The sequence below is a fragment of the Nocardioides sp. WG-D5 genome (assembly GCF_054031175.1).
Map to the genome: position 1 here is coordinate 2465217 of NZ_CM132928.1, position 22304 is coordinate 2487520.

Sequence of the window (22304 nt, forward strand, 5' to 3'; positions counted from 1 at the left end):
GGGGGTCGCGGGCAAGACGTCCGTCCGGACTATAGGGGGCGCCGAGCCGCGGTGAGCCGCAAACGTTTCAAGTGGCCGACCCGGCCCGCCCCTGGCCCGGCTGGATGCTCCGAAACGCAGCAAGGGCGCTTGATCTGCGTTGTCGCAGGTCAAGCGCCCTTGTCTGGCTGGCGGTGACGGTGGGATTTGAACCCACGGTAGGTCTCCCTACACAACATTTCGAGTGTTGCACCATCGGCCGCTCGGACACGTCACCGCCGAATAAGTTACAACCTCGGGGGGTCTTCGCCGAAATCGGGGGCGCCTCGCTGGGCTCCGAAGAAATCCTCCAGCAACGCGCGCTGCTCCTCGGCCAACAGCCCCGCGACGACCTCGGGGCGGTGGTTGAGCCGGCGGTCGCGTACGACGTCCCAGAGCGAGCCCACCGCACCGGCCTTGTCGTCGAAGGCACCGAAGACGATCCGCTCGACCCTGGCCAGGACCGCGGCCCCGGCGCACATCGTGCACGGCTCCAAGGTCACCACGAGCGTGCAGCCCTCCAGCCGCCACTCGCCCCGCGCCTTGGCCGCCTCACGCAGCGCCACCACCTCGGCATGTCCGGTCGGGTCGGCCTGGGCCTCGCGTACGTTCCTCCCGCGCCCGATCACCGCACCGGAAGGATCGACCACGACCGCGCCGATCGGCACGTCACCGGTCGCCAGGGCAGCACGGCCTTCCTCCAGGGCTGCCCGCATCGGGGCTTCCCATCGGTTGGCAGGTGTCACGCCGGCATGAGGCCGACGGCGTCGTCGAAGGCCTCGCCGCAGCCGATCGCCCGGGCGATCTCGGAGAGCGTCTCGTCGGGGTAGAGGTCTTCCTCGAACATGTCGTCGATCAGGATGCCCATGTCGACCGCGCTCATCCCGAAGTCGGCGAGGATGCTGAGGTCACCGGCAGGGTCGGCCTCCTCCTCGTCCTCGACCTCTTCCGGCAGCGGAAGTCCGAGCACGTCGAGAGCCGACGCCGCCAGCTCCCACTCGTCGGCGGCCGTCACGTCGGAGAGCAGCACCCTGGTCGCGGCGCCGGTGACCCGGACGATCACGAAGAAGTCCTCGTCGATCGCCGCCATCGCGATCGCGCCACCATCGCCTGGAAAGCGGTGGAGCGCGTGCGTCAGAGTCTCGACGTCGGTCAGCAGGTCGTGAGCGAGCTCGCGCACAACCCAGGCGCCGTCCTCGCGATACATCGCGACGGCGAAGTCAACACCCTCGATCTGCTCCAGCTGATCAGACACACGACCAGAGTGACACCGAAACCGCCCCGGGTCTAGGGGGAATTGGTGACCGGAGGGCGAACCGATCGTAGGGTTCAGCCCATGGAGACCCTCGTTGTGGACCACCCCCTCGTCGCCCACAAGCTCACCACGCTTCGCAACAAAGAGACCGACTCGTCGACTTTTCGTCGTCTCGCCGATGAGCTCGTCACGCTGCTCGCCTACGAGGCGACCCGCGGCGTGCGGGTCGCTCCGGTCGACATCGTGACCCCGGTGGCGCCGACGCAGGGCGTACGCCTCACCGACCCGCAGCCGCTGATCGTCCCGATCCTCCGGGCCGGTCTCGGGATGCTCGACGGGATGATCCGACTGCTGCCGACCGCCGAGGTCGGCTTCCTCGGCATGGTCCGCAACGAGGAGACGCTGGAGGCGACGACGTACGCCGAGCGTCTCCCCGCCGATCTCTCCGGGCGGCAGTGCTACGTGGTCGACCCGATGCTGGCCACCGGCGGCACCCTCGCCGCGGCGATCGACTTCCTGGTCTCGCGCGGCGCCGACGACATCACCGCCGTCACCCTCCTGGCCGCCCCCGAGGGCGTCGCCGCCCTGGAGAAGGCCCTCGACGGCATCGAGGCCCCGGTCCGGGTCGTCACCGCGGCCATGGACGAGAAGCTCAACGAGAAGGGCTACATCGTCCCCGGCCTCGGTGACGCCGGCGACCGGCTCTACGGCGTCGCGGGCTGAGCCGCCCCGCCGGTAGGCGGAAGGTCAGGCCTTGATGGTGACCTTCTCCTCGACGTACGGCTGAGCCTCGACGGTCTCGGCCTCGGCCGCCTCGGCGTTCCGGGCACGGCGCTTGGCGGCGACGGCCTTGAAGGGCCAGGTGAGGAGCTGGCCGAGGGTGATCCGGCCGGGGGCGACCAGGCCGAGCACGAGAGCGGCGGCGCCGAGCGCGGCGGGGAGCTCCCAGCCGCCCTGGTCGACGAAGACCTCGGTGGTGCGGTGGGCGTACCAGATCGCGCCGGCCATCTGGCCCGCGAGCAGCACCCCGGCGATCGGGGCGAAGAGGCCGACGGCCAGCAGCGCCCCGCCGACGAGCTCGACATACGTCGCCACCTGAGCGGCGAGAGCGGGCTCCGGCACCCCCAGTCCGCCCAGGAACTGCTCGGTGCCGGCGAAGCCCTGGTCGTACTTCTGCCAGCCGTGCGCGACGAAGATCCCGCCGACCACCACACGGGCGGCCAGCAGCACGACGTCGTTGAAAAGTCCGGTGTAGGCGTTGCGCCCCACTCGACGACTCATGTCCGGTTCTCCTCTGGGTCAGGTCAGAACGAGCCGCACACGGTAGCGACCCCGGATCCTGCCCGTTACCGCCCGGGGCTTCCGCTTCAGCCGAAGGGAAACTCTGCTACGACGTCGTAGACCGGACGCTTCCTCGGCCCCTCGCCGAGCCGGGAGTGGACCAGCGCGAAGGAGGAGACGGTCCAGGCCGGGCCACGGTACGCGTCGAGCAGCCGCACCCAGTTGCTGAGCTCCACCGGCGTGCCGGTCCGGGCGACCGTCAGGTGGGGCCGGAACCGTCCGCCGTCGACCTCGACCCCGGCCTTGACCAGGGCGTTCCTGGTCCCGGCGGCGACCCGGTCGAGCTCCTCGGCGGCATCGGTCTCGACGTCGGCGTAGAGGACCTTGCCCTCGGCCACGTTGGGGAAGGCGCCGCCGCCGGTGACGGTCACCTCGAAGGGCGTACGCCGCCCCGCGGCCGTCTCCAGCCGCTCGATCGCGTCATCGAGGGACCTGTCCGGGACGTGCTCGGCGAAGGCGAGCGTCAGGTGGAGCTGGTCGGGCGCCGACCAGCGGAAGGCGGCCGCGTCGCGGCGTACGGACAAGAACTCGTCGAGATCCTCGATCACCGACTCCGGCGGGATCACCGCCACGAACATTCGATTCATCGATGCCCATTGTGCCTGGCGGCAGGGGCCGGGTCACCCGAGTTGTGTGCCGAGGAGGTCGCCGACGACGTAGGTGACCAGCATCGCGAGCAGGCCGCCGGCGACGTTGCGCAGCGCCGCCCGGCCGGGCGGCGCGTAGCCGAGGCGTGCGCTGGTCCAGCCGGTGACGGCGAGCGCGGCGGTGACCGTGAGGATCGTCGCCCAGATGCGGGCGCCGTCGGGGAGGAGCGTGATCGCCAGCAGCGGCAGCAGCGCCCCGAGCGTGAACGAGATCATCGACGCGCCGGCCGCGGCCCACGGCGAGGTGAGGTCGTCGACGTCGATGCCGAGCTCCAGGGCCGCGTGGGCCCGCAGCGCGTCGCGCTCGGTGAGCTGCTTGGCGACGTCGACGGCGGTGTCGGGCTCGAGTCCGCGGTCGCGCAGGAAGCCCTCGAGCTCGTGGAGCTCCTCCTCGGGCATCTCCCGCAGCTCGCGACGCTCCTTGGCGATCAGCGACTCCTCGGTGTCGCGCTGGGTCGAGACGGAGACGTACTCCCCCGCCGCCATGCTGATCGCGCCGGCCACCAGGGCGGCGACGCCGGCGATGAGGATCGTGCTGTCATCGGTGGTCGCGCCGGCGACGCCCATCACCACACCGGCGGTGGAGACGATGCCGTCGTTGGCTCCGAGGACGCCCGCGCGCAGCCAGTTGAGCCGGTTGTTCAGGCCTTCTGCCCGCTCCTCGGCGTCGCCGTGCCCCGCGTGGGCACCCTCACTGGGGAGCGTCACTGCTTCCCTCGCCGGGGACCGGCTCCTGCGGGTTCTCGCAGAAGCTCACCGGGCCGCTCTCGCCGCCGTGGTACTCGTAGGTCTTCCCGGCCGCCTCGAGCACGACGCGCACGCCGTCGGTCAGGACCATCGCGTACATCTTCCCGGGCTCGGGGCAGCCGAGGCTGGCGTCGCGCCAGGTCACCTTGTCGTTCGAGACGACGGTGATCTCCTCGCTCTTCACCCCCTGACGCTTGGCCAGGTCGGCGATCGCGGCGGCGACCTTCGGATCCTCGGCGGGGGTCGGGTCAGACGTTGTCGGCACGTCAGACACGTTAGCGCCTGGGTCGGTCGCCTCGGAGCCACATCCGGCGAACATCGGGGCCAGCGTCAGCGCCACGACGGGCAGCAGGTACGCCGCGGGGCGGAGGGTGCGCTTGTCGGTGCCGGTGCTGTTCTGGGTGGGGGTCATGACCTCGAGTACGTGCTCCGTCCGGGGTTCGTTGCGCATCCTCAGATCCCGAACCGCGTCGCGCGCTCCCGCGTGCTCCCGCCGCCGCGCCCCGCATCGGCCTCGCCGTCCCAGCTGTAGACCTCGGTCCCGGTGATGAAGACGCGCTCGGCGCGGTGGTCGGTGTCGAGCGGGTCGCCGGACCAGATCACCACGTCACCGTCGAGCCCGGGCGCGATCGCGCCGACGCGGTCGTCGAGACCCAGGAAGCTCGCCGGGTTCGTGGTGATCGCGGCCAGGGCGGTCTCGCGCGGGAGGCCGTCGCGTACGGCGAAGGAGGCCTGGTGGACCAGGAAGTTGATCGGGATGACCGGGTGGTCGGTGGTGATCGCCACCTGCACGCCGGCGGCGGCCATGGCGGCGATGTTGCGGTTGGCGCGGTTGCGCACCTCGACCTTCGAGCGGCTCACGAACATGGGGCCGTAGATGACCGGGATGTCCTTCTCGGCGAGCACGTCGGCGAGAAGGTGGCCCTCGGTGCCGTGGTTGACCACGAGGCGGTAGCCGAACTCCTCGCTCAGCCGGATGGCGGTGGCGATGTCGTCGGCGCGGTGGGTGTGCTGGTCCCAGACGAGCTCGCCGGAGAGGACGCGGGCGAGCGTCTCCTTGCCGAGGTCGCGCTCGAACGGCTCGCCCTTCTCCTCGGCGGAGGCCTTCTTGGCGGCGTAGTTCTGGGCCTCGACGAAAGCCTTCCGGATGATGTGGGCGACGCCGAGCCGGGTCGACGGGGTCTTGTTCTGATTGCCGTAGACACGTTTGGGGTTCTCGCCGAGGGCGCTCTTGACCGAGACCGCGTCGGAGACGACCTGCTCGTCGATGGTCCGGCCGCCCCAGGTCTTGATCGCGACCGTCTGGCCGCCAATCGGGTTGCCGGACCCGGGCTTGATCACCGCGGTGGTCACCCCGCCGGCGAGGGCGTCACGGAAGCCCTCGTCCTCGATGTTGATCGCGTCGATCGCCCGGAGGGCCGCGCCGTCCGGGTCGGTCATCTCGTTGGTGTCGTCCCCGGCCCAGCCCTCGCCTTCCTCGTGGGTGCCGATGTGGCCGTGTCCCTCGACGAATCCGGGGAGCAGCCACTTGCCCGCCGCGTCGATGGTGTCGATGCCGTCGGGGACGGCGATATCGGCGCCCACCGCCGTGATCACCCCGTCCTCGATCACGACCGTGCCGTCGTCGATCGGCTCGCCCGAGATCGGGACGACGTAGGCATGGGTGATGGCGACGGAGGAACGCTGAGTCATGACGGTCATCATGCCGGGCTCCCGCTGTCTGTCCGCCTCCACGCAGAGATCGACTCCGTGATCCCTACGCCTCCGCGATGTCCAGGGCTGTGCCGTACAGGCGCGTGACGTGCAGCCTGATCACCACCCGGCGCTCCACGACCAGCTGCCGCAGGAAGGCGGCCTCCTCGGCCGGATCCTGGAAGCCTGGGACGAGGGCCAGCAGCTCTCTGCCGGTGGCGTCGCCCGGCTCGGTGGTCACCTCCGACACCTCCGCCTTCCCCTCGGCCACCGCGAAGGACCAGATGTCAGGCCCGTTCACATGCAGGGAGACGTGCGGGTTGTTGCGCACCTGGCGGGCCTTGAGTCGTTCGGCGGTGGTGGAGACTCGGACGATCCGCTCGATCGGGTCCCAGCCGTACATCACCGTCGACATGTGCGGGTGGCCGCTGCGCTTGACCGTGGCCAGCACACCGAACTGCTGACCGACGAGCAGGTCGCTGAGCTCCTGGTCGGAGAGGACGCGGGGCTCGGCGGGCTTGGTCATGTGGATCAGTCCTTGGGAGGTGAAGCGGCCGGTCAGGGAAGCAAGAGAGACCGTAGCAGATAGTTTCATTATAGACGATCTATTAAAGATCTATTTTGTCTCCGGGCGTCGGCGTAGCGTCGCCGAAGCACCGGGAAATGCGCCGACGGGCGCCCACCCGGAGGTGGACGCCCGCCAGAGACGTACGACGAGAGAAGCTCAGAAGCCGAGGTCGCGGCCGATGAGCTCCTTCATGATCTCGTTGGAGCCGGCCCAGATCTTGGTGACGCGGGCGTCACGCCAGGCGCGAGCGACGCGGTACTCGTTCATGAAGCCGTAGCCGCCGTGGATCTGGACGCAGTGGTCGAGGACCTCGGACTGCGCCTGCGAGGACCACCACTTGGCCTTGGACGCCTCGACCGGCGTGAGCTCACCCCGGGCGTGCGCGGCGACGCACTTGTCGACGTACGCCTCGGCGACCTCGATCTGGGTGACCAGCTCGGCGAGCAGGAACTTGTTGTGCTGGAAGGCGCCGATGGACTGGCCGAAGGCCTTGCGGTCCTTGGCGTACTGGACGGTCTCGAGCAGGATCTGCTTGGCCTGCGCGATGTTGGCGACCGCGCACGAGACGCGCTCCTGCGGGAGCTCCTCCATCATGTGGATGAAGCCGCGGTTGAGCTCGCCGATGATCTCGGCGTCGGTGACGCGTACGTTCTCGAAGAAGAGCTCGGCGGTGTCGGACTCCTCCATGCCGACCTTGTCGAGCTTGCGGCCGCGCGAGAAGCCCTCCTTGGTCGCCTCGATCGCGAAGAGGGTGATGCCCTTGGCGCCCTTCTCCGGGTCGGTGCGGACCGCGGTGATGACCAGGTCGCACGAGTAGCCGTTGGTGATGAAGGTCTTGGAGCCGTTGATGACCCACTCGTCGCCGTCGCGGACGGCGGTGGTCTTCAGCGCGGCCAGGTCGGAGCCACCGGAGGGCTCGGTCATGCCGATGGCGAGCAGGATCTCACCGGAGGCCACGCCCGGCAGCCAGCGCTGCTTCTGCTCCTCGGTGCCCAGGCGGACCAGGTAGGGAGCGGTGATGTCGGAGTGGATGCCGACGCAGGTCGGGTAGGCCGCGCCGATCTTGGCGAGCTCCTCGGCGAGGACCGCGTTGAAGCGGAAGTCGTCGGCGCCGGCACCGCCGTACTCCTCCGGGATCGCGAGCCCGAGGAAGCCGTTCTCGCCAGCCTCCAGCCAGAACTCGCGGGGCAGCGCCTTGTCGGCGATGTGCTTGTCGGTGTGGGGCTTGACCGAACGCTCCAGCCACTGCTGGACGGAGGCTCGGAAGTCCTCGTGGTCTTCCTCATAGTGGTCGCGCTTCAGCATGCATCGGAGTCTACGACGCAGTGGTTACTCGGTGGTAACCCTTCCAGGATGCAATCTGAACTCAGTCCTGCCGGATCCTGACCGGCGTACGCCAGGCGACCAGCAGCAGGGGAACCGAGACGACCAGGCCGACGAGGAAGACGACGTGCAGCGCGGGCGCGAGCACGTCCGGCGGCAGGGCCTCCAGCGGCGGCACCTCTCCCCCGGCGTACTCCCGCCTGACCAGCCCGTTCGCGACCGCGCCGAAGAGCGCGACGCCCAGCGCCGAGCCGACCGAGCGGGCGAACATGTTGGACCCGGTGGCCACCCCACGCACCTCCCAGTCGACCGCCGAGCCGGCAGCGACGACGCCCGGGTTGACCGACCAGCCGAAGCCGAGACCGAGCACGAAGCACGGGATCGCCAGGTGCCAGAACGACGAGCTCTCGCCGACCGTGACCAGCACGGCCCCGCCGACGAGGACCAGCACGGCGCCGAGCCCGACCGCGACCCGGAACCCCTTCGCGAGGTAGATCCGGCCGGCCGTGGCAGCCGCGATCGGCCAGCCGATGCTCATCCCGGCGAGCGCGAACCCGGCCACGACCGCCGAGTGACCGAGCACGCTCTGCGCGTAGAGCGGGACGTACGTCGTCAGCCCGAGCATCACGACCCCGACGATCAGGCTGGCGGCGTTGGCCGGCGCGAGGACCCGGTGGCCGAGGACCCACGGCGGCAGCACCGGGTCGGCGGCACGCCGCTCGACGAACCCGAAGGCGACCAGGGCGACGATGCCGACTGCGAAGATCAAGTAGGAGGGCGCGGACGACCAGGCCCAGGCGTGACCGCCCTCGAGCAGCCCGAGCAACAGCGCGACGCCGGCGACCGTCAGCAGCCCGGCGCCGGCCCAGTCGATGGCGCTCGTCGCGGCCGGCCGGCGGTTCTCGTGGAAGTGACGCAGCAGCCACAGCGCGACCGCCCCGATCGGCAGGTTGATCAGGAAGATCAGCCGCCAGTCGAGGTAGTCGGCGAAGACGCCGCCGAGGGTGGGCCCGACGATGGCGGCGGTGGCCCAGACCGAGGCGACGTACGACGTCGCGACCGCCCGCTCCTCCAGCGTGTAGATGTCGGAGACGATCGTCATCGCCATCGGCTGGATCGCCCCCGCCCCGATGCCCTGGATCGCCCGGAAGACGATCAGCGCGGTCAGCGACCACGCCAGGCCGCACAGCAGCGACCCGACCAGGAAGGCCAGGATCCCGGCGATCATCACCGGCTTGCGCCCGAGCCGGTCGGCGACCTTGGCGTAGAGCGGTGTGGTCACCGCGGTGGCCAGCACGTAGATCGAGAAGAGCCACGGGAACTGCTCGAAGCCGCCGAGATCCTTCACCACGCTCGGCACCGCCGTCGCCAGGATCGTCATGTCGATCGCGACCAGGCTGAGCGACACCATCACCGCGAGCAGGATCGGCCCGCGTTCGCTACGAAGTCCTACCGAGCTGCGCGTTGGTCTGGTCGTCGAGGTGGGCACATTATTTAGCAATCCTCACGACCGAGGATTCATTCCAATCGAGTTGTTCTCACATTTCGCGGAAAAATGAGAACAGAGGCGCCGTTGTTCTCACTTTTCCAGCTCAGCGAGGTCGAAGACCTCGCCGGGGGCGGGCTCCTCGACCTGGAACTCCTTGTCGAAGTCGGAGAAGGTGAGCTCACCGGAGCTGCCCTGGGTCCACTTCACGATCCGGTGGGGCTTCGAGGCCAGGACGTACGTCCGGCTCTCGGTCTCGCCATGGGTGACATCGAGGCGCACGGCAGGTCCGTCGGCGGCCATCGCCGGGCCGATCGCCTGCGCCTCGGCCTCGGCCGGGACCATCTGGGCGGTGAGGCTGTCGATGCTGCAGAAGGCGCGCAGGCTGGCCATCTCGCCCTCGAGCTTCACCCACTTCTCGCCGACCCGCTTGGCGATGCGCTCGCCCTCGCCCTTGGCCGGGGCGATCGCCTTCCAGAACTCCTCGTCGCCCTGGTACCAGGCCGATCCGGCGATAGAGCGCAGCGAGATCTCACCGTCGCCGATGCTGACCTTGCCGACACAGCTGTCCTCGGCGGAGACGTCGAGGTCGACGGTGATCTTGGTGCCCCGCGGATCGAGCACGTCACCCTCGACGTGGACGGTGTCGATGTCGTGCATCGCGGTGCGGGCGTCCTCGGCGATCTGGTTGCCGGGCTCCTTCGCGTAGTCGCGCGCCTGCGACAGGCTTCCCTCCCCCTCGCCACAGCCGGCGAGAGCACTGGTCAGCGCGACGATGAGGGCGGTCGTAGGCACGGCATGGCGAAGCACGCGGCCTATCGTGACAGAAATTACGAAGGGGTCAACGCGAGAGGGCCTGTACGTCGGCGACCCACTCCGGAACCAGCTTGCCGGCCGGTCCCTGACGGGCGTCGTCGAAGAGGTGCGAGGTCTCGGACGGGTCCAGGTTGAGCTCGAGCGTCTTGGCGCCGGCGAGGGCGGCCATGCGTACGAAACCGGCGGCCGGGTAGACGGCGCCGCTGGTGCCGATGGCGACGAAGAGGTCGGCCTGGACGAGCGCTCGCTCGATCAGGTCGAGGTCGTAGGGCATCTCTCCGAACCACACGACGTCGGGCCTCAGGGTGTCGTTGCCGCAGCCCGGGCAGGCGGGCGCGTCGGCGAGGTCGTCGTCCCAGGCGAACCTGCCCTGACACGAGTCGCAGAGCGCCGAGAGCAGCTCGCCGTGCATGTGCACGACCCGGCGGGAGCCGGCTCGCTCATGGAGATCGTCGACGTTCTGCGTGACGACCAGCAGCTCGTCGCCGAGGACCTGCTCGAGCCGGGCCAGCGCGACGTGCGCCGGGTTGGGGACCACCGCCCGCAGCTCACGGCGGCGGTCGTCGTAGAAGCGGTGGACCGTCGCGGGATCGCGACGGAAGGCCTCGGGCGTGGCGACCTCGTCGACGTGGTGCCCCTGCCAGAGCCCGTCGGCGTCCCGGAAGGTGGCGAGACCGCTCTCGGCCGAGATCCCGGCTCCGGTGAGCACGACAACTTTCACAAGCATTCAGGCTAGCGAGGTTGACGAAACATCCGCTGCCCCCGAACCGCCGTTTTGGTCACTCGATCGGTATTTGTGATCGAACCGACGCTGTCACGAGGCCCGCCCGACGAGAGTATGGACTTTTACTGTAAAGGCCCCTTACTGTAATTCGGGTTCCTACAGTTCCCCACTCGGGAGGTCCCATGCTGACCAGACGATCTGTACTAGCCGCCACCTCTGCCGCCTTCGCCGTGCCGCTCCTCGGCGGGCCCAACGGGCAGGCCGCCCATGCGATGCGTCCGCAGGGCATCGGCGCCCAGGCCGCGATCCGGCTCCGCTTCGTCAACCGGACCGGTGCCTACGACAACGGCTCCATCCACTTCTACGTCGTCGGCACCAACCTGGCGACCGGCGAGCAGTCCCGGGTCACGCCCGAGGGCACGCTCGTGCCCGTCTCCCTCGCCGACAACGGCGCCGACGGCTACGCCGACTACGCGATCCCGTTCTCGAGCAGCGGCGACACGCTCTCCCAGATCCCCGTCGACATGTCCGGACGGATCTACTTCTCGCTCGGCGACAAGCTGAAGTTCAAGGTCAACGAGGGCAACGCGCTCGCCTACCCGGCGGCCTGGGTCGAGTCCGACCCCAGCTACGGCGTGCTGCACGACTGCGTCGAGTTCACCTACAAGAGCGGCCGGATCTACTGCAACACCACCATGGTCGACATGTTCAGCGTCCCGCTCTCGATCGCGCTGACCGGCGAGCAGTCGCCGACCACCGGCACCCTCGTCGAGGGCGGCCGCGCGAAGATCTTCTCCGCCGTCTCGGCCTCCCCCGACTTCGGCTCGCTCGTCGTGGACGACCGCCGGATCCTCGCGCCGGGACACGGACTGGACGCCGGGAGGTTCTCCACGACGTTCTTCGACTCCTACATCGACCAGGTGTGGTCGAAGTACGCCGGCGAGCCGCTCGTGGTGAGGGCGAACAACACCACCTTCACCGGCCGGGTCAGCGGCGACCAGTTCGTCTTCGACGGCGGGGTCAAGGCGTTCAGCCGGCCGTCGACCCGGGACGTGCTCTTCTGCGACGGCGCCCTGGCCGCCCCCAACGACGGCATCACCGGTCCGGTCGCGGCCGTGCTCGGCGCCGGCTTCAACCGGACCACGCTGCTCGCCTCCGCCGATCAGCCCACCGGCGACGCAGGCGGGTTCTACCAGGGCGCGCCCGTCCATGCGTACAGCAAGGCGATGCACGACCACACGGTCGACGGGAAGGCGTACGGGTTCGCCTTCGACGACGTCGGGGGCTTCGCCTCGTACGTCGAGGACAACGCCTCCGAGATGACGGTGACGCTGACCCCGTTCTGACCGGCCCCTCCCCTCTATCGGGGATCGTCGGCTCGGCCCGTCCGGCACGCCACGAGGGCCCGTACGGTCGCTTCATGTCGTACGTCGTCCTCGTGGCGTGGCTCGTCCAGGCCGCGGTCGGAGTCCTGCTGCTGACAGGCTGGCTGGGGCACGGCCGCGCGCACCCTCGGGTCGCCATCACCCACGTGACGCTCTCCGTGCTCGGGGTCGCCTCCTGGATCACGTACGTCCTGACCGACCGCGTCCTGTGGGCGTGGGCCGCGTTCGCCCTCATCACCATCGGCAACGTCTTCGGCGACACGATGCTGCTGCGGCGTACGCGAAGCATGGGCGGCAGCCACCTCTCGACGGTCAACGCCTACCGGCTGGCGCTGCGTTCGATGTTCAAGGGCCGGCTGCCGCTCCGGGTCAGCTTCCACGCGATGTTCGCCGGCGTCGTCTACTTCTCCACCCTGGCAATCTGCATCGTCGCCACCGTCGGGTAGGCGCATATGCCGGTGCGGGGCACTGCCGCGGCGGGGATACTGAGCACATGGGTGCGGGTGGTGCGGTTCTGATCATCGTCGTCGGGGCCGTGCTCCTGATCTTCGTGGCGGTCGCACTCGTCCTGCTCGTCGCGGCCGCCGTGGTGCGGACGTCCGGCAAGAATCCGAGGCCGCTGGCGTGGACCGGCGTCGGCGTGCTCGCGATCCCGGTGCTGTTCGTCGCTGTGCTCGTGGTCTGGGGTCAGCTCGTCCGCGACCCCGACACCATCGAGCTCGACCTGCGCGAACCGGTCCAGCTCTCCAGCCTGCCCGAGGACAACGAGGACTTCCCCGGGATGCGCGACTACGACAGCGAGCACATCGACCTGATCCTGCCCGGCGGCGAACGCTTCGAGGCCGAGGTCGACGGGGTGCTGGTCTGGTCCGACGACGGGTACGTCATCGGGGTCACCTTCGACCGGCGGGCTCGCGAGGAGGGCGAGACCGAATCCCTCACGCGGGAGTGGGAGAGGGAGCTCGGTGGCGCCGGGACCGTGGAGGTCGATGCGGACTACTCCGATCACGGACGGGTCCGGGCAGCGGTGCCGGTCGATCCGACTCCGTAGGGCCTGCCCGCTCAGCCCGTCCGGTTGGCCACGACGAACGGGCAGGCGAAGGGATCGCGGTCGCCGAGGCCCACGCGGTTGAGGTGGCGGACGACGATGGCGTACGACTCCAGGAGACCGGCCTGAGTGTAGGCGACGCCCTGCTCGGCGCAGTAGGCGCGAACCAGGGGCTGGGCGCGGCGAAGGCTGCTGCTCGGCATGCTCGGGAAGAGGTGGTGCTCGATCTGCAGGTTGAGGCCGCCCATGAGCAGGTCAACCCAGCGCCCACCGCGGATGTTGCGGGAGGTCAGGACCTGGCGGGAGAGGAAGTCGATCCTGGTGTCGCGCGGGACCAGCGGCATGCCCTTGTGGTTGGGGGCGAAGCTGGCCCCCATGTAGACGCCGAAGACGGCCAGCTGCACGCCCAGGAAGGCCGCCCCGAGGCCGAGGCCCAGGACCGAGCAGACCAGCACCGGCCAGCCGATCAGCCGCAGCGCCAGGAGCGCTGCCTCCGTACGCCGATGCTTGAGGTCTCGGTCCTTGATCACGGTGAGGACGGCGCCGAGGTGGAGGTTGACGCCTTCGAGGGTCAGCAGCGGGAAGAAGAGCCATCCCTGGCGGGCGGTGAGCCACCGCTTGAGACCCGTAAGTCGCTCCACGTCCTCGGGGGTGAACAGCAGGACCGAGGGGCGGATGTCCTCGTCGGCGTCGACCTTGTTCGGGTTGGCGTGGTGGCGGGTGTGCTTGCGCATCCACCAGCCGTAGCTCAGCCCGACGACCAGGTTGCCGAGGATGCGGGAGGCCCACTCGTTCTTCGGGCCCGAGGCGAAAATCTGGCGGTGGGCGCCGTCGTGGGCGAGGAACGCGGTCTGGGTGAACAGGACCCCGAAAGCCGCCGCGACCAGCAGCTGCCACCAGGTCTGACCGAGGGCGGGCAGGGCGATCAGCGCGAGCGCGAAGCCGGAGCCGAGGAGGGCCACCCGCCGGGCGTACGTCCTCGGGGACCGCTCCAGGAGACCCTCCTGCCTGACCCGGTTCATCAGCTCGGTGTAGGCGTTGACCTGACGGGACGCCTGGCTCGGAAGCGTCGTCATCACCGTCACCGCCCCAGCCGGCGCAGCCGGGCCATCGCCAGCGGCAGGCAGATCGCGATGATGGCGACCGGCCAGAGGACGGCCATGGTGAGGGCGTGCTCGCCGACCCAGGTGGTGGCCGGGCCGGCCGTGTTGCCGAAGAGCTCGCGGGTGGCGATGACGGTCGAGGACAGCGGGTTCCACTCGGCGGGGAGGGCAAGCCAGCCCGGCATCAGGTCGGTCGGCACGATCGTGTCGGCGACCATGGCGAGCGGGAAGACGAGCGCGAAGTACTTCATCGCCGCCTCCGGGCCGCTGACCAGCAGCCCGAGCAGGATGCCGACCCAGGAGAAGGCCATCCTGAGCAGGATCAGGAGTCCGAGCGCGGCGATCACCCCGCCGAGCCCGAGGTGGGCCTGCCAGCCGAACAGTGTCCCGAGCGCCAGCAGGATGCTCAGCTCCACCACGGCCAGGATCACGTCGGCCAGGGCGCGCCCGGCGAGCACCGCGACCGGCGACATGGGGAGGGATCGCATCCGGTCCAGCACCCCGCCGCGTACGTCCTCGGCGACCGAGATCGTGGTGTTGCCGATGCCGAACGCCATGGTGAGCGCGAAGAGACCGGGGAGCAGGAACTCGCGGTACTCCGCCCCCGGCACGTCCATCGCGACCCCGAAGGCCTCGCCGAAGACGAAGCCGAACATGGCCACGGCCATCACCGGGATCATCAGGGTGCCGAGGAGCTCGTCGGGGCGGCGTACGAGATGGAGGAGGTGGCGCTTGGCCACGACCCAGGTGTCGACCGTCGCCCACGTGATGCGTGATCCGTGAGCGTTGCCAGCCTCGATGGGTCGATCGGGGACATCGGTGAACACAGTCATCTCAGGCCCCCTCGGTGATCAGCAGGAACGCCTCGTCGAGGTCGCGGCCGCCGACGCTGGACTTGAGCTCGGCGGGCGTCCCCTCGGCCACGACCCGGCCGCGGTCGACCATCGTGATGCGTGAACACAACCGGTCGGCCTCCTCCAGGTACTGGGTGGTGAGCAGCACGGTCGTGCCGGAGTCGGCCAGCTCGCGGACCGCGTCCCAGACCTCGATCCGGCTGCGCGGGTCGAGCCCTGTGGTGGGCTCGTCGAGGAAGAGCACGCGCGGGCTGCGGATCAGGCTGACGGCCAGGTCGAGCCTTCGTCGCATGCCTCCTGAATAGCCCTTCACCGGGCGGCCGGCGGCCTCGACGAGGTCGAAGCGCTCGAGCAGCTCGTCGGCTCGGGCCCGTGCTTCGCGGGCCCGCATCCGGTGCAGGCGGGCGAACATCTCCAGGTTCTGACGGCCGCTCAGGACGCCGTCGACGGCCGCGTACTGGCCGGCGACGCCGATCCGAGCTCGCACCCCGGCGCGGTCGCGGGCGACGTTGCGGCCGGCGACCCAGGCCTGACCCGAGTCGAAGCTGGCCAGGGTGGCCAGGATGCGTACGGTCGTGGTCTTGCCGGCCCCGTTCGGGCCGAGCAGGCCGTGGACCGTGCCGGCCGGGACGGCGAGGTCGATGCCGTCCAGGGCGGCGCCACGGCCGGGGTAGCTCTTGCGGAGCCCCTGGGTCCAGATGGCGGGTTCGTCGGTGATCATGCTGCTGCCTCCATGTCCTTGGTGGGGGTGCGTCGGGCGGCGACCCGGCTATCGGTGGTCGAGCTTGTCGAGATGACCGTGCCGGCCGGGGTCACCTCGTCGTATCGGCCCAGCGCGATCCGGGCGATGTTGAGCAGCGACTCGCTGCCCTCGGCGTAGTAGCCGCAGTGGCCGGGGATGTCGCCGGTCCCGAACCGGGTCGCGCCCAGCTCGGGATGCAGCGGGCCACGCCCCAGACCGAGGCGGCCGAGGCGTACCTGCGGGACCAGCCGGATCCGGTCGGTCTCGCCGTACGCCGCCCAGAGCCGCGTGCGTGACCCGAGCTCGGAGCGGTGCACCACGCCCATTCCGGGGCTGCCGAGCGCCACGCAGTCCTCGGCGCGGGCGGATGCCAGGGCGAGGCCGGCGACGGTCGAGCCGTAGCTGTGCCCGACCAGGGTGAGGTGGGCGGCGCGCGGCAGGTAGTGCGTGAGAGCGGCGAGGTCGCGGGCGCCGGCATAAGCGGGCCCGTTGGTGATCGCGTTGTACCACTCCGGCGGCGAGTGGTAGCCCAGCCAGACCACCACGGCCGACCGGCTCTCGGGCGCGATCTGGTGCATCGTACGCAGCAGCATCTGCCCCCGCGACCGCGGACTGTGGGCCTCGGTGCTGGTGAAGTAGTTGCCGAGGTGGTGGCCGTTGCCGGGCACCAGGACCGCGATGTGGTCGGCGGTCACGACATCCCCGAAGACCTCCACGACCCGCGCCCCTCCCGGCGGGTCACAGGCGAGCAGGCGGGGTCCGATGGTTCCGTCGGCCTCGTTGAGGCCGTACCTGAGCGGCATCACAACTGTCATGGCCGTGACGGTAGGAATCAGGTGTCGGCCCGCGCGTCACTCCCGGGAGCCATTCGACCCCCTACCGGGGTAGTGCGGGATGTCCCCTAGGACGGTTTCAGACCGCCGATGCGATCATCTACACCAGCCATGGCCCGATGCCGTAACGCTCCGTCACACCTCGATCATCTCGTCCCGCAACGGCGTGCCGTCTGAACCGAACTCGACGACGCGCTTCGCCGTGGCTACCGACTTGGCGGCAGGAACACCCTGCGAGAACCAATGAGTCACCCTCCGGGTGCCGCCGCTTGGATAGTCGCCATGTTCAATCTCGATCTGTGGATCGTTGAACGACGCTGCCAACTCGGCAGATCTCGCCTCGAGCTCGTCGTATCGCATCCACGCGCGAAACTCTCGCTGGGCCTCACGAATCGAATTGATGTCGTCACTCAGTCGGAACAGGTCTACCCGGACCAGACCTCCGTCGGTCTCAGACAAGGAACCAACGGGGAGGGCCATCAGCCGCTCTCGGTCCACGATCCTGAACGCATCGGCGCCGAACCACATCGTCGCGGCTGCCCATAGCCACATTCCAGGCGCTGGCGTACGTCGACCTGCGTTGCCTGAGGTATCGATCTTCTCGCACTCGAATGTCTCGTCGTAAGTGGTCGGCAGGTGGCCCCAACCGCGCCCGAAGGCCTCGTATGTAGTCACCTGCTCTTCGGACTGCCAGAAGACGTCGTCAGCATCTCCCACCATCGCGGAAGTAAAGCCGGGAAGTGCAGCGCCTGCACGAATCAGTCCCTCATCGGGCCATTTCGCAGTCTCCAGAATGATCACTTGCGCCGGCCATCCCGCGATGCCAGTCAACTGGAATCGCTGCCCGTCATCCGCCTCTACGGTCGTCGCACTCGGGCGATGGTCCTTCGCCAACTGGTCTACGACTTTCCGCGCATAGGGCACTGGTCGTCGACCTGGAAGCAGGTTCGACCGGACACGGCTCGCATGAAATCCCAGGTCACGATCCACGAGGCCCATGAAGTCTGAGGTTGCCACTGAGCCAGGCAGGTAGCAGATGTATGTGAGGATCACGGTAAGACAAACCCACGTCTACGGGCCGCTTCTCCGCCGCTCGACGCGGGATCGCTAGCCATCAACTGCCACCCACCTCTTGTGGCGCGTACAGCGTTGGCCGACGGTCCATCCCATCCCAGTAGATCCACAAGTGACCGCTTCTTGGGCAACGGAACGCAACGACGGCTGCCATGTAGAGCTGATCAACATCGATCGACGCAGGATCTGCATCGAAATCCTCATCCGACACGAGCAGAAGCATCGAAACTTCCCCATCAGGACAACACCACTATCACTCCGATTCAATCGGTCGGCCCCACCCGAAGAGCACCGCAGCCGTGCTCTGCCCCTAGACGTGAGGAGCGACCAGGCCGCTCTCGTAGGCGAAGACGACGGCCTGGGCGCGGTCGCGGAGGCCGAGCTTGCCGAGGATACGGCTGACGTGGGTCTTCACGGTCTGCTCGGCGAGGAAGAGCTCGGCGGCGATCTCGCTGTTGGAGCTGCCGCGGGCGATGTTCTCCAGCACCTCGCGCTCGCGCTCGGTGAGCTGCTTGAGCCGTGGGTCCTGCTTGCGCTTGCGCGGGGCGCGGGCGAACTGCGCGATCACCTGCCGGGTCACCGACGGCGAGAGCAGCGCCTCACCGGCATGGACCACCCGGATCGCGGAGGCGAGCTCGTCGGGTGAGGCGTCCTTGAGGAGGAACCCGCTGGCGCCGAGACGCAGCGACTCGTGGACGTACTCGTCGGCGTCGAAGGTGGTCAGCATGACCACCTTGGTCTGGGCCGTGGCCGGGTTCTCGGAGAGCTGCCGGAGCGCCTCGATGCCGTCCATCACCGGCATCCGGACGTCCATGAGCACCACGTCGGGATGCGTACGCCGCACCACCTGCAACGCCTCCGAGCCGTCGGCCGCGGTGCCGACGACCGCGATGTCCGGCTGGGTGCTGAGCAGCGCCACGAAGCCGGAGCGCACCATCGCCTGGTCGTCGACGACCACGATCTTCACCGTCACGGGGTCTTTCTACCGTTCTTCTTGTCCTGGCTCAGCGTGGGCGTACGCACCGCGGTTCGGGCCGGGAGGCGGGCCTCGACGACGAACTCGCCGCCGACCGCTCCGGCCGTGAGACTGCCACCGACGGCGGCGGCACGCTCGCGCATCCCGATCAGCCCGTGACCGCCTCCGGCGGCCTCGGCGGGACCGGCCCCGTCCAGCGCGTTGGCGACCCGGATCTCGAGATCCTCCTCCCCCAGCGTCAGGTCGACGCCGACCACCTCGCTGGGGGCATGGCGGCGGGCGTTGGTGAGCGCCTCCTGCACGATCCGGTAGGCCGCGGTGCCGACCTCGGGCGCCACGTCGGTGACCTCCGGGAGCTCACCGCGCACCTCGACCCGTTGCCCGGTCCCACGGGCGGACTCGAAGAGGTCTCCGAGCCCGTCGATGCCCGGCACCGGGACCCGGCCCGACTGCCCCTCCTCGGTACGCAGCACGTCGAGCACCCCGCGCATCTGCCGCAGCGCCGAGGCCGCCAGGTCGGCGATCTCGGCGAACTCGGCCTCCGCCGCCGGGCTGACGTCGTCGACCCGGTGCGGCGCCGATCTGGCCTGCACGGTGATCAGCGACATGTTGTGGGCGATCACGTCGTGCAGCTCGCGGGCGATGCGTGCCTTCTCCTCCACCACCGAGCGGCGCTCGTGCTCCTCACGCAGCGCGCTGCGCGACTCCGAGAGCCGCCTGGCGACCGTGGCGAGAGCTCCCATCAGCAGCGCGAGCGAGGCGAAGTTGGCCACCTCGATGAGTGAGGGGACGAGGTCGTTCCAGGCCATCCCGACCACGGCCAGCACCACTCCGGCAGCGACCTGGATACCCAGGGTGATCGCCGCCAGCCGCCACCCGGCGACCAGTGTCAGCACCACCAGCACGACCAGCTGCGTCAGTGTCGGCGGCGGGATCATCCACGGCCATCCGCTCTCGCCCTGCCTCACGATCGCCAGCGCGGCCACGGTCACCGCGACCAGGGAGAGGCCGGCAGCCTCCACCGGACGCCGGAGCGCCAACGGGATCGAGGCGGCATGTGTGAACCCGACCAGCAGGGCGACCCCGCCCGCGACCTCGTAGGGGTCGGTGGTCAGGACCGCCGCCTCCACGATCCCGAGCACGGTCGCGGCGACGTACAACGCCAGACGACCGCGGCCGAGCCAGGTCTTCAGCATGTTTCAGTAATACCAGGGCGACGGTGCACCCTCGGTCAGGTCGGCGCTATCGCCCCACGGCGGCCTTGTCCTCGTCCTGCGTGCGGATGGTGCCCTGGCCGGACTCGATCCGACCCTTCAGGCTGACGGTGATGTAGTGGGTCCAGGCGTCGTAGCAGACGTCGAAGCACTCGTCCCCGCGCCCGAGTCCCTCGTGGGTGAAGGTCACGCGGGTCTGATCGCCATCGACGGCGATGTCGAAGCGGCCGGTGGTGCCGATCCACTCCTTCTTGTCGGCGATGAAGTCGAGGTAGCCGTCGGTGAACTCCCACACGACGCGCTCGCCCGGGACGAGCTCCTTGACGAGCTGCTTGGAGTAGTGGATGTCCGGCACCAGGTAGAACCACTCGGCCCCGACCTGGTCGGTGGGCCCGGCGATGTGGCGCCCCCACCAGGAACGTACGTCGTTGATGGCCTCGTACGCCTCCTGAGGCGTCGCATCGACGGTGAAGGTTGCGGTCAGGTCGCTCATGGCTGTCTCCTCGGAATGTGACTTGCATCATGCAAGCACCACCGTAGACACCCGTACTTTCATCATGCAAGTGGTTTGTTAGAGTCGTCCCGTGCTCGGAAAGACGTACGACGGCCAGATCTGCTCCATCGCTCGATCCCTCGAGGTGGTCGGCGAGCGCTGGACCCTGCTGATCCTGCGGGACGCGATATTCGCCGGCGTGACGCGCTACGGCGACTTCCAGCACAACCTCGGCATCGCCACCAACATCCTGAAGACGCGCCTGGCCACGCTCGTCGAGGCCGGCCTGATGACCCGCGACGACGCCGGCGACTACCGGCCCACCGCGATGGCCCAGGGCCTGCGGCCGGCGCTGATCGCGCTGACAGAGTGGGGCGACACCTGGTTCGCCCCCGACGGGCGGCCCATCGACTACCTGCACGCCGACTGCGGCGAGCCGGTCCACGTCGAGACAAGGTGCGAGCGGCACGGGGACGTCCCGCCCGAGCAGGTCGTGGTGCGGCCAGGGCCGGGCATGCCCGCCGAATACCTGGCGGCTCGCCGGCCGGCCCGGGACAGATGAGACAGCAGAGCCCGCCGCGACTCGCACGGCGGGCTCTGCTGCATGGGGACCTCAGGCGTCGACGAGTTCTCGCGAGCTGGTCTCCCCCAACCTGATCAGGGAGAACACGCTCAGCAGGCAGAAGGCTGCGATGACCGTGGAGAGCATGACCGTGCTCGCACCGGCCTTCTGGAGCGAGGCGAACAGGAGCGGGGAGAGACCCGCGCCCATGCCGGCGAGCTGGTAGCCCAGCGAGGCGCCGGTGTAGCGCGACGAGGTCTTGAAGACCTCGCTCATCAGCGCGGCGAGCGGGCCGTAGAAGGCGGCATGGATGACCGACTGCCCAAGGACGACCGCCAGGACGAGCAGCGCGACCGAGCCGCTGTCGAGCATCGGGAAGAGCAGGTACGCGAAGACCGCGGTCGCGATGGCAGCGGTGAGGACCACGGGGCGGCGGCCGACGCGGTCGGTGAGCGCGGACCAGCCGAGGATGCCGATGACGGCACCCGCCGAGGAGACCGTCAGCGCGTTGAGCACGGTCGGGCGCTCGAAGCCGGCCCCGAGGGCGTACGAGATCAGGAAGGTTGTCAGGGTGCCCTGCACCACGAAGGCGCCGAGGCCGACACCGACGGCCAGCAGGAGCGTACGCGGGTGGTCGCGGAGGACCTCCAGCAGCGGCGTCCTCGCCTCGGCCCTGCGGTCCTTCATCGCCTCGAAGGCCGGGGACTCGGTGACGCTCAGCCGGATCCACAGACCGACCGCGAGCAGGACGATGCTGAGCAGGAACGGCACCCGCCAGCCCCACGCGGTGAACTGCTCGGGCGTGGTGACCGAGGCCATCACCGCCATCACCGCGGTCGAGAGGACCATGCCGGCCGGGGCGCCGGCATTCGTGAACGAGGCCCACAACCCCCGCCGGGAGGTGGCGTGCTCGGCGGTGATCAGCACCGCACCACCCCACTCGCCGCCGATCGCGACGCCCTGGACGACCCGGAGCAGGACCAGGAGAACCGGCGCGGCCGCCCCGATCTGGCCGTACGTCGGCAGGCAGCCGATCAGGAAGCTGACCACACCCATGATCAGCATGGTCAGGACCAGCATCTTCTTGCGACCGAGCCGGTCGCCGAAGTGACCGAAGACCACGCCTCCGAGCGGGCGCGCCAGATAGCCGGCGGCGAACGTGCCGAACGACGCGATCGTGCCGGTGACCGGGTCGAGGTTCGAGAAGAAGACCTCGTTGAAGACCACTGCCGAGGCGGTGGAATAGAGCAGGAAGTCGTAGTACTCGATCAAGCTGCCCGTGAAGCTGCTGGCGACGATCCGGCCCATCTGCGTACGTGGACCGGTCGTGCTACCACCGGAGGTGAGGGTCATTGTGGGGGCTCCATTCAGGATTCCTGTTTATCAGGATTCCTGTCGATTCT

Annotated in this window: 26 protein-coding genes and 1 tRNA gene; 5 read left to right on the forward strand and 22 right to left on the reverse strand. The window is 69.2% G+C overall.

Going from position 1 to position 22304, the window contains the following annotated elements; translation table 11 throughout:
* Positions 1–168 precede the first annotated feature (168 nt).
* The 3 genes from ACWZJV_RS11995 to ACWZJV_RS12005 all read right to left on the reverse strand — a co-directional run bounded on the left by ACWZJV_RS11995 (position 169) and on the right by ACWZJV_RS12005 (position 1273).
* Positions 169–256: transfer RNA gene (locus ACWZJV_RS11995), tRNA-Ser, on the reverse strand.
* Between the two features lie 10 nt (positions 257–266).
* Positions 267–734: a nucleoside deaminase gene (locus tag ACWZJV_RS12000; protein WP_457181599.1), complete on the reverse strand. Its 468-nt coding sequence runs from the start codon at positions 732–734 to the stop codon at positions 267–269.
* A gap of 26 nt (positions 735–760) precedes the next feature.
* Positions 761–1273 carry a tRNA adenosine deaminase-associated protein gene (locus ACWZJV_RS12005; RefSeq protein WP_008354661.1) on the reverse strand — a complete coding sequence of 171 codons (513 nt, stop codon included), beginning with the start codon at positions 1271–1273 and terminating at the stop codon, positions 761–763.
* A gap of 81 nt (positions 1274–1354) precedes the next feature.
* Between ACWZJV_RS12005 and upp the strand changes: the two genes are divergently transcribed.
* Positions 1355–1996, forward strand: coding sequence for a uracil phosphoribosyltransferase (gene upp / locus ACWZJV_RS12010; protein WP_008354663.1), 642 nt, complete (start codon positions 1355–1357; stop codon positions 1994–1996).
* A 24-nt stretch (positions 1997–2020) separates the two neighbouring features.
* Here the strand turns inward: upp and ACWZJV_RS12015 are convergent, their stop codons facing one another.
* From ACWZJV_RS12015 to ACWZJV_RS12060, 10 genes are all read right to left on the reverse strand, one after another.
* Entirely contained in the window at positions 2021–2554 is a 534-nt protein-coding gene (locus tag ACWZJV_RS12015; RefSeq protein ID WP_457181600.1) for a DoxX family protein, read from the reverse strand.
* An 86-nt stretch (positions 2555–2640) separates the two neighbouring features.
* The gene (gene thpR, locus ACWZJV_RS12020) at positions 2641–3201 is read right to left on the reverse strand and encodes an RNA 2',3'-cyclic phosphodiesterase (RefSeq protein ID WP_457181601.1); all 561 of its coding nucleotides are present in this window, start codon (positions 3199–3201) and stop codon (positions 2641–2643) included.
* A 33-nt stretch (positions 3202–3234) separates the two neighbouring features.
* Positions 3235–3969, reverse strand: a complete 735-nt coding sequence (locus ACWZJV_RS12025) for a VIT1/CCC1 transporter family protein (RefSeq protein ID WP_008354669.1) — start codon at positions 3967–3969, stop codon at positions 3235–3237.
* A complete protein-coding gene (locus ACWZJV_RS12030) occupies positions 3953–4459 on the reverse strand; it encodes a hypothetical protein (RefSeq protein WP_457181602.1) in 507 nt (168 codons plus the stop codon). The genes ACWZJV_RS12025 and ACWZJV_RS12030 overlap by 17 nt, the downstream gene beginning before the upstream one ends.
* Positions 4460–4461: 2 nt before the next feature.
* Positions 4462–5700, reverse strand: coding sequence for an amidohydrolase (locus tag ACWZJV_RS12035; RefSeq protein WP_457181603.1), 1239 nt, complete (start codon positions 5698–5700; stop codon positions 4462–4464).
* A 64-nt stretch (positions 5701–5764) separates the two neighbouring features.
* Positions 5765–6226, reverse strand: a complete 462-nt coding sequence (locus ACWZJV_RS12040) for a PPOX class F420-dependent oxidoreductase (RefSeq protein ID WP_457181604.1) — start codon at positions 6224–6226, stop codon at positions 5765–5767.
* A gap of 198 nt (positions 6227–6424) precedes the next feature.
* Entirely contained in the window at positions 6425–7573 is a 1149-nt protein-coding gene (locus ACWZJV_RS12045) for an acyl-CoA dehydrogenase family protein (RefSeq protein WP_008354678.1), read from the reverse strand.
* A gap of 61 nt (positions 7574–7634) precedes the next feature.
* Positions 7635–9002, reverse strand: coding sequence for an MDR family MFS transporter (locus ACWZJV_RS12050; protein WP_457181948.1), 1368 nt, complete (start codon positions 9000–9002; stop codon positions 7635–7637).
* Positions 9003–9170: 168 nt separating this feature from the next.
* Positions 9171–9887, reverse strand: a complete 717-nt coding sequence (locus ACWZJV_RS12055) for a hypothetical protein (RefSeq protein WP_196872518.1) — start codon at positions 9885–9887, stop codon at positions 9171–9173.
* Positions 9888–9918: 31 nt separating this feature from the next.
* Complete coding sequence (locus ACWZJV_RS12060; protein WP_196872517.1) at positions 9919–10620, reverse strand: NAD-dependent deacylase; 702 nt, start codon at positions 10618–10620, stop codon at positions 9919–9921.
* Positions 10621–10799: 179 nt separating this feature from the next.
* Here ACWZJV_RS12060 and ACWZJV_RS12065 point away from each other — a divergent pair, with 179 nt between their 5' ends.
* From ACWZJV_RS12065 to ACWZJV_RS12075, 3 genes are all read left to right on the forward strand, one after another.
* Positions 10800–11963 (forward strand): beta-1,3-glucanase family protein, encoded by a 1164-nt coding sequence (locus ACWZJV_RS12065; protein ID WP_457181605.1) that lies wholly within the window; start codon positions 10800–10802, stop codon positions 11961–11963.
* 74 nt (positions 11964–12037) lie between these two features.
* Positions 12038–12448: a hypothetical protein gene (locus ACWZJV_RS12070; RefSeq protein WP_457181606.1), complete on the forward strand. Its 411-nt coding sequence runs from the start codon at positions 12038–12040 to the stop codon at positions 12446–12448.
* Between the two features lie 47 nt (positions 12449–12495).
* Positions 12496–13053: a hypothetical protein gene (locus tag ACWZJV_RS12075; protein WP_008354692.1), complete on the forward strand. Its 558-nt coding sequence runs from the start codon at positions 12496–12498 to the stop codon at positions 13051–13053.
* A gap of 11 nt (positions 13054–13064) precedes the next feature.
* Here ACWZJV_RS12075 and ACWZJV_RS12080 read toward each other — a convergent pair whose 3' ends face one another.
* The 8 genes from ACWZJV_RS12080 to ACWZJV_RS12115 all read right to left on the reverse strand — a co-directional run bounded on the left by ACWZJV_RS12080 (position 13065) and on the right by ACWZJV_RS12115 (position 20339).
* Positions 13065–14126 carry a fatty acid desaturase family protein gene (locus ACWZJV_RS12080; RefSeq protein ID WP_457181607.1) on the reverse strand — a complete coding sequence of 354 codons (1062 nt, stop codon included), beginning with the start codon at positions 14124–14126 and terminating at the stop codon, positions 13065–13067.
* A 5-nt stretch (positions 14127–14131) separates the two neighbouring features.
* Positions 14132–14986 (reverse strand): ABC transporter permease, encoded by an 855-nt coding sequence (locus tag ACWZJV_RS12085; RefSeq protein WP_457181608.1) that lies wholly within the window; start codon positions 14984–14986, stop codon positions 14132–14134.
* A 1-nt stretch (position 14987) separates the two neighbouring features.
* Positions 14988–15728, reverse strand: coding sequence for an ABC transporter ATP-binding protein (locus ACWZJV_RS12090; protein ID WP_457181609.1), 741 nt, complete (start codon positions 15726–15728; stop codon positions 14988–14990).
* A complete protein-coding gene (locus tag ACWZJV_RS12095) occupies positions 15725–16564 on the reverse strand; it encodes an alpha/beta hydrolase (RefSeq protein WP_457181610.1) in 840 nt (279 codons plus the stop codon). Before ACWZJV_RS12095 ends, ACWZJV_RS12090 begins: the two co-directional genes overlap by 4 nt.
* 153 nt (positions 16565–16717) lie before the next feature.
* Positions 16718–17599: a hypothetical protein gene (locus ACWZJV_RS12100; RefSeq protein WP_457181611.1), complete on the reverse strand. Its 882-nt coding sequence runs from the start codon at positions 17597–17599 to the stop codon at positions 16718–16720.
* A gap of 367 nt (positions 17600–17966) precedes the next feature.
* On the reverse strand, positions 17967–18629 hold the full coding sequence (locus ACWZJV_RS12105; protein WP_457181612.1) for a response regulator: 663 nt from the start codon (positions 18627–18629) through the stop codon (positions 17967–17969).
* Positions 18626–19828: a sensor histidine kinase gene (locus ACWZJV_RS12110; protein WP_457181613.1), complete on the reverse strand. Its 1203-nt coding sequence runs from the start codon at positions 19826–19828 to the stop codon at positions 18626–18628. Before ACWZJV_RS12110 ends, ACWZJV_RS12105 begins: the two co-directional genes overlap by 4 nt.
* 46 nt (positions 19829–19874) lie before the next feature.
* Positions 19875–20339, reverse strand: coding sequence for an SRPBCC family protein (locus ACWZJV_RS12115; RefSeq protein ID WP_457181614.1), 465 nt, complete (start codon positions 20337–20339; stop codon positions 19875–19877).
* Between the two features lie 91 nt (positions 20340–20430).
* On the opposite strand from ACWZJV_RS12115, the gene ACWZJV_RS12120 reads away from it, so the two are divergent.
* Entirely contained in the window at positions 20431–20901 is a 471-nt protein-coding gene (locus tag ACWZJV_RS12120) for a winged helix-turn-helix transcriptional regulator (protein ID WP_457181615.1), read from the forward strand.
* A 51-nt stretch (positions 20902–20952) separates the two neighbouring features.
* Here the strand turns inward: ACWZJV_RS12120 and ACWZJV_RS12125 are convergent, their stop codons facing one another.
* Positions 20953–22254, reverse strand: coding sequence for an MFS transporter (locus tag ACWZJV_RS12125; protein WP_457181616.1), 1302 nt, complete (start codon positions 22252–22254; stop codon positions 20953–20955).
* Positions 22255–22304: the final 50 nt, after the last annotated feature.

Excerpts from the sequence above, each read along its gene's own strand:
- ACWZJV_RS12000 (WP_457181599.1), bottom strand. The coding sequence starts at position 734 with ATGCGGGCAGCCCTGGAGGAAGGCCGTGCTGCCCTGGCGACCGGTGAC.
- upp (WP_008354663.1), top strand. The coding sequence starts at position 1,355 with ATGGAGACCCTCGTTGTGGACCACCCCCTCGTCGCCCACAAGCTCACC.
- ACWZJV_RS12015 (WP_457181600.1), bottom strand. The coding sequence starts at position 2,554 with ATGAGTCGTCGAGTGGGGCGCAACGCCTACACCGGACTTTTCAACGAC.
- thpR (WP_457181601.1), bottom strand. The coding sequence starts at position 3,201 with ATGAATCGAATGTTCGTGGCGGTGATCCCGCCGGAGTCGGTGATCGAG.
- ACWZJV_RS12030 (WP_457181602.1), bottom strand. The coding sequence starts at position 4,459 with ATGCGCAACGAACCCCGGACGGAGCACGTACTCGAGGTCATGACCCCC.
- ACWZJV_RS12035 (WP_457181603.1), bottom strand. The coding sequence starts at position 5,700 with ATGACTCAGCGTTCCTCCGTCGCCATCACCCATGCCTACGTCGTCCCG.
- ACWZJV_RS12040 (WP_457181604.1), bottom strand. The coding sequence starts at position 6,226 with ATGACCAAGCCCGCCGAGCCCCGCGTCCTCTCCGACCAGGAGCTCAGC.
- ACWZJV_RS12045 (WP_008354678.1), bottom strand. The coding sequence starts at position 7,573 with ATGCTGAAGCGCGACCACTATGAGGAAGACCACGAGGACTTCCGAGCC.
- ACWZJV_RS12050 (WP_457181948.1), bottom strand. The coding sequence starts at position 9,002 with ATGGTGTCGCTCAGCCTGGTCGCGATCGACATGACGATCCTGGCGACG.
- ACWZJV_RS12060 (WP_196872517.1), bottom strand. The coding sequence starts at position 10,620 with ATGCTTGTGAAAGTTGTCGTGCTCACCGGAGCCGGGATCTCGGCCGAG.
- ACWZJV_RS12065 (WP_457181605.1), top strand. The coding sequence starts at position 10,800 with ATGCTGACCAGACGATCTGTACTAGCCGCCACCTCTGCCGCCTTCGCC.
- ACWZJV_RS12070 (WP_457181606.1), top strand. The coding sequence starts at position 12,038 with ATGTCGTACGTCGTCCTCGTGGCGTGGCTCGTCCAGGCCGCGGTCGGA.
- ACWZJV_RS12075 (WP_008354692.1), top strand. The coding sequence starts at position 12,496 with ATGGGTGCGGGTGGTGCGGTTCTGATCATCGTCGTCGGGGCCGTGCTC.
- ACWZJV_RS12080 (WP_457181607.1), bottom strand. The coding sequence starts at position 14,126 with ATGACGACGCTTCCGAGCCAGGCGTCCCGTCAGGTCAACGCCTACACC.
- ACWZJV_RS12085 (WP_457181608.1), bottom strand. The coding sequence starts at position 14,986 with ATGACTGTGTTCACCGATGTCCCCGATCGACCCATCGAGGCTGGCAAC.
- ACWZJV_RS12090 (WP_457181609.1), bottom strand. The coding sequence starts at position 15,728 with ATGATCACCGACGAACCCGCCATCTGGACCCAGGGGCTCCGCAAGAGC.
- ACWZJV_RS12095 (WP_457181610.1), bottom strand. The coding sequence starts at position 16,564 with ATGACAGTTGTGATGCCGCTCAGGTACGGCCTCAACGAGGCCGACGGA.
- ACWZJV_RS12110 (WP_457181613.1), bottom strand. The coding sequence starts at position 19,828 with ATGCTGAAGACCTGGCTCGGCCGCGGTCGTCTGGCGTTGTACGTCGCC.
- ACWZJV_RS12115 (WP_457181614.1), bottom strand. The coding sequence starts at position 20,339 with ATGAGCGACCTGACCGCAACCTTCACCGTCGATGCGACGCCTCAGGAG.
- ACWZJV_RS12125 (WP_457181616.1), bottom strand. The coding sequence starts at position 22,254 with ATGACCCTCACCTCCGGTGGTAGCACGACCGGTCCACGTACGCAGATG.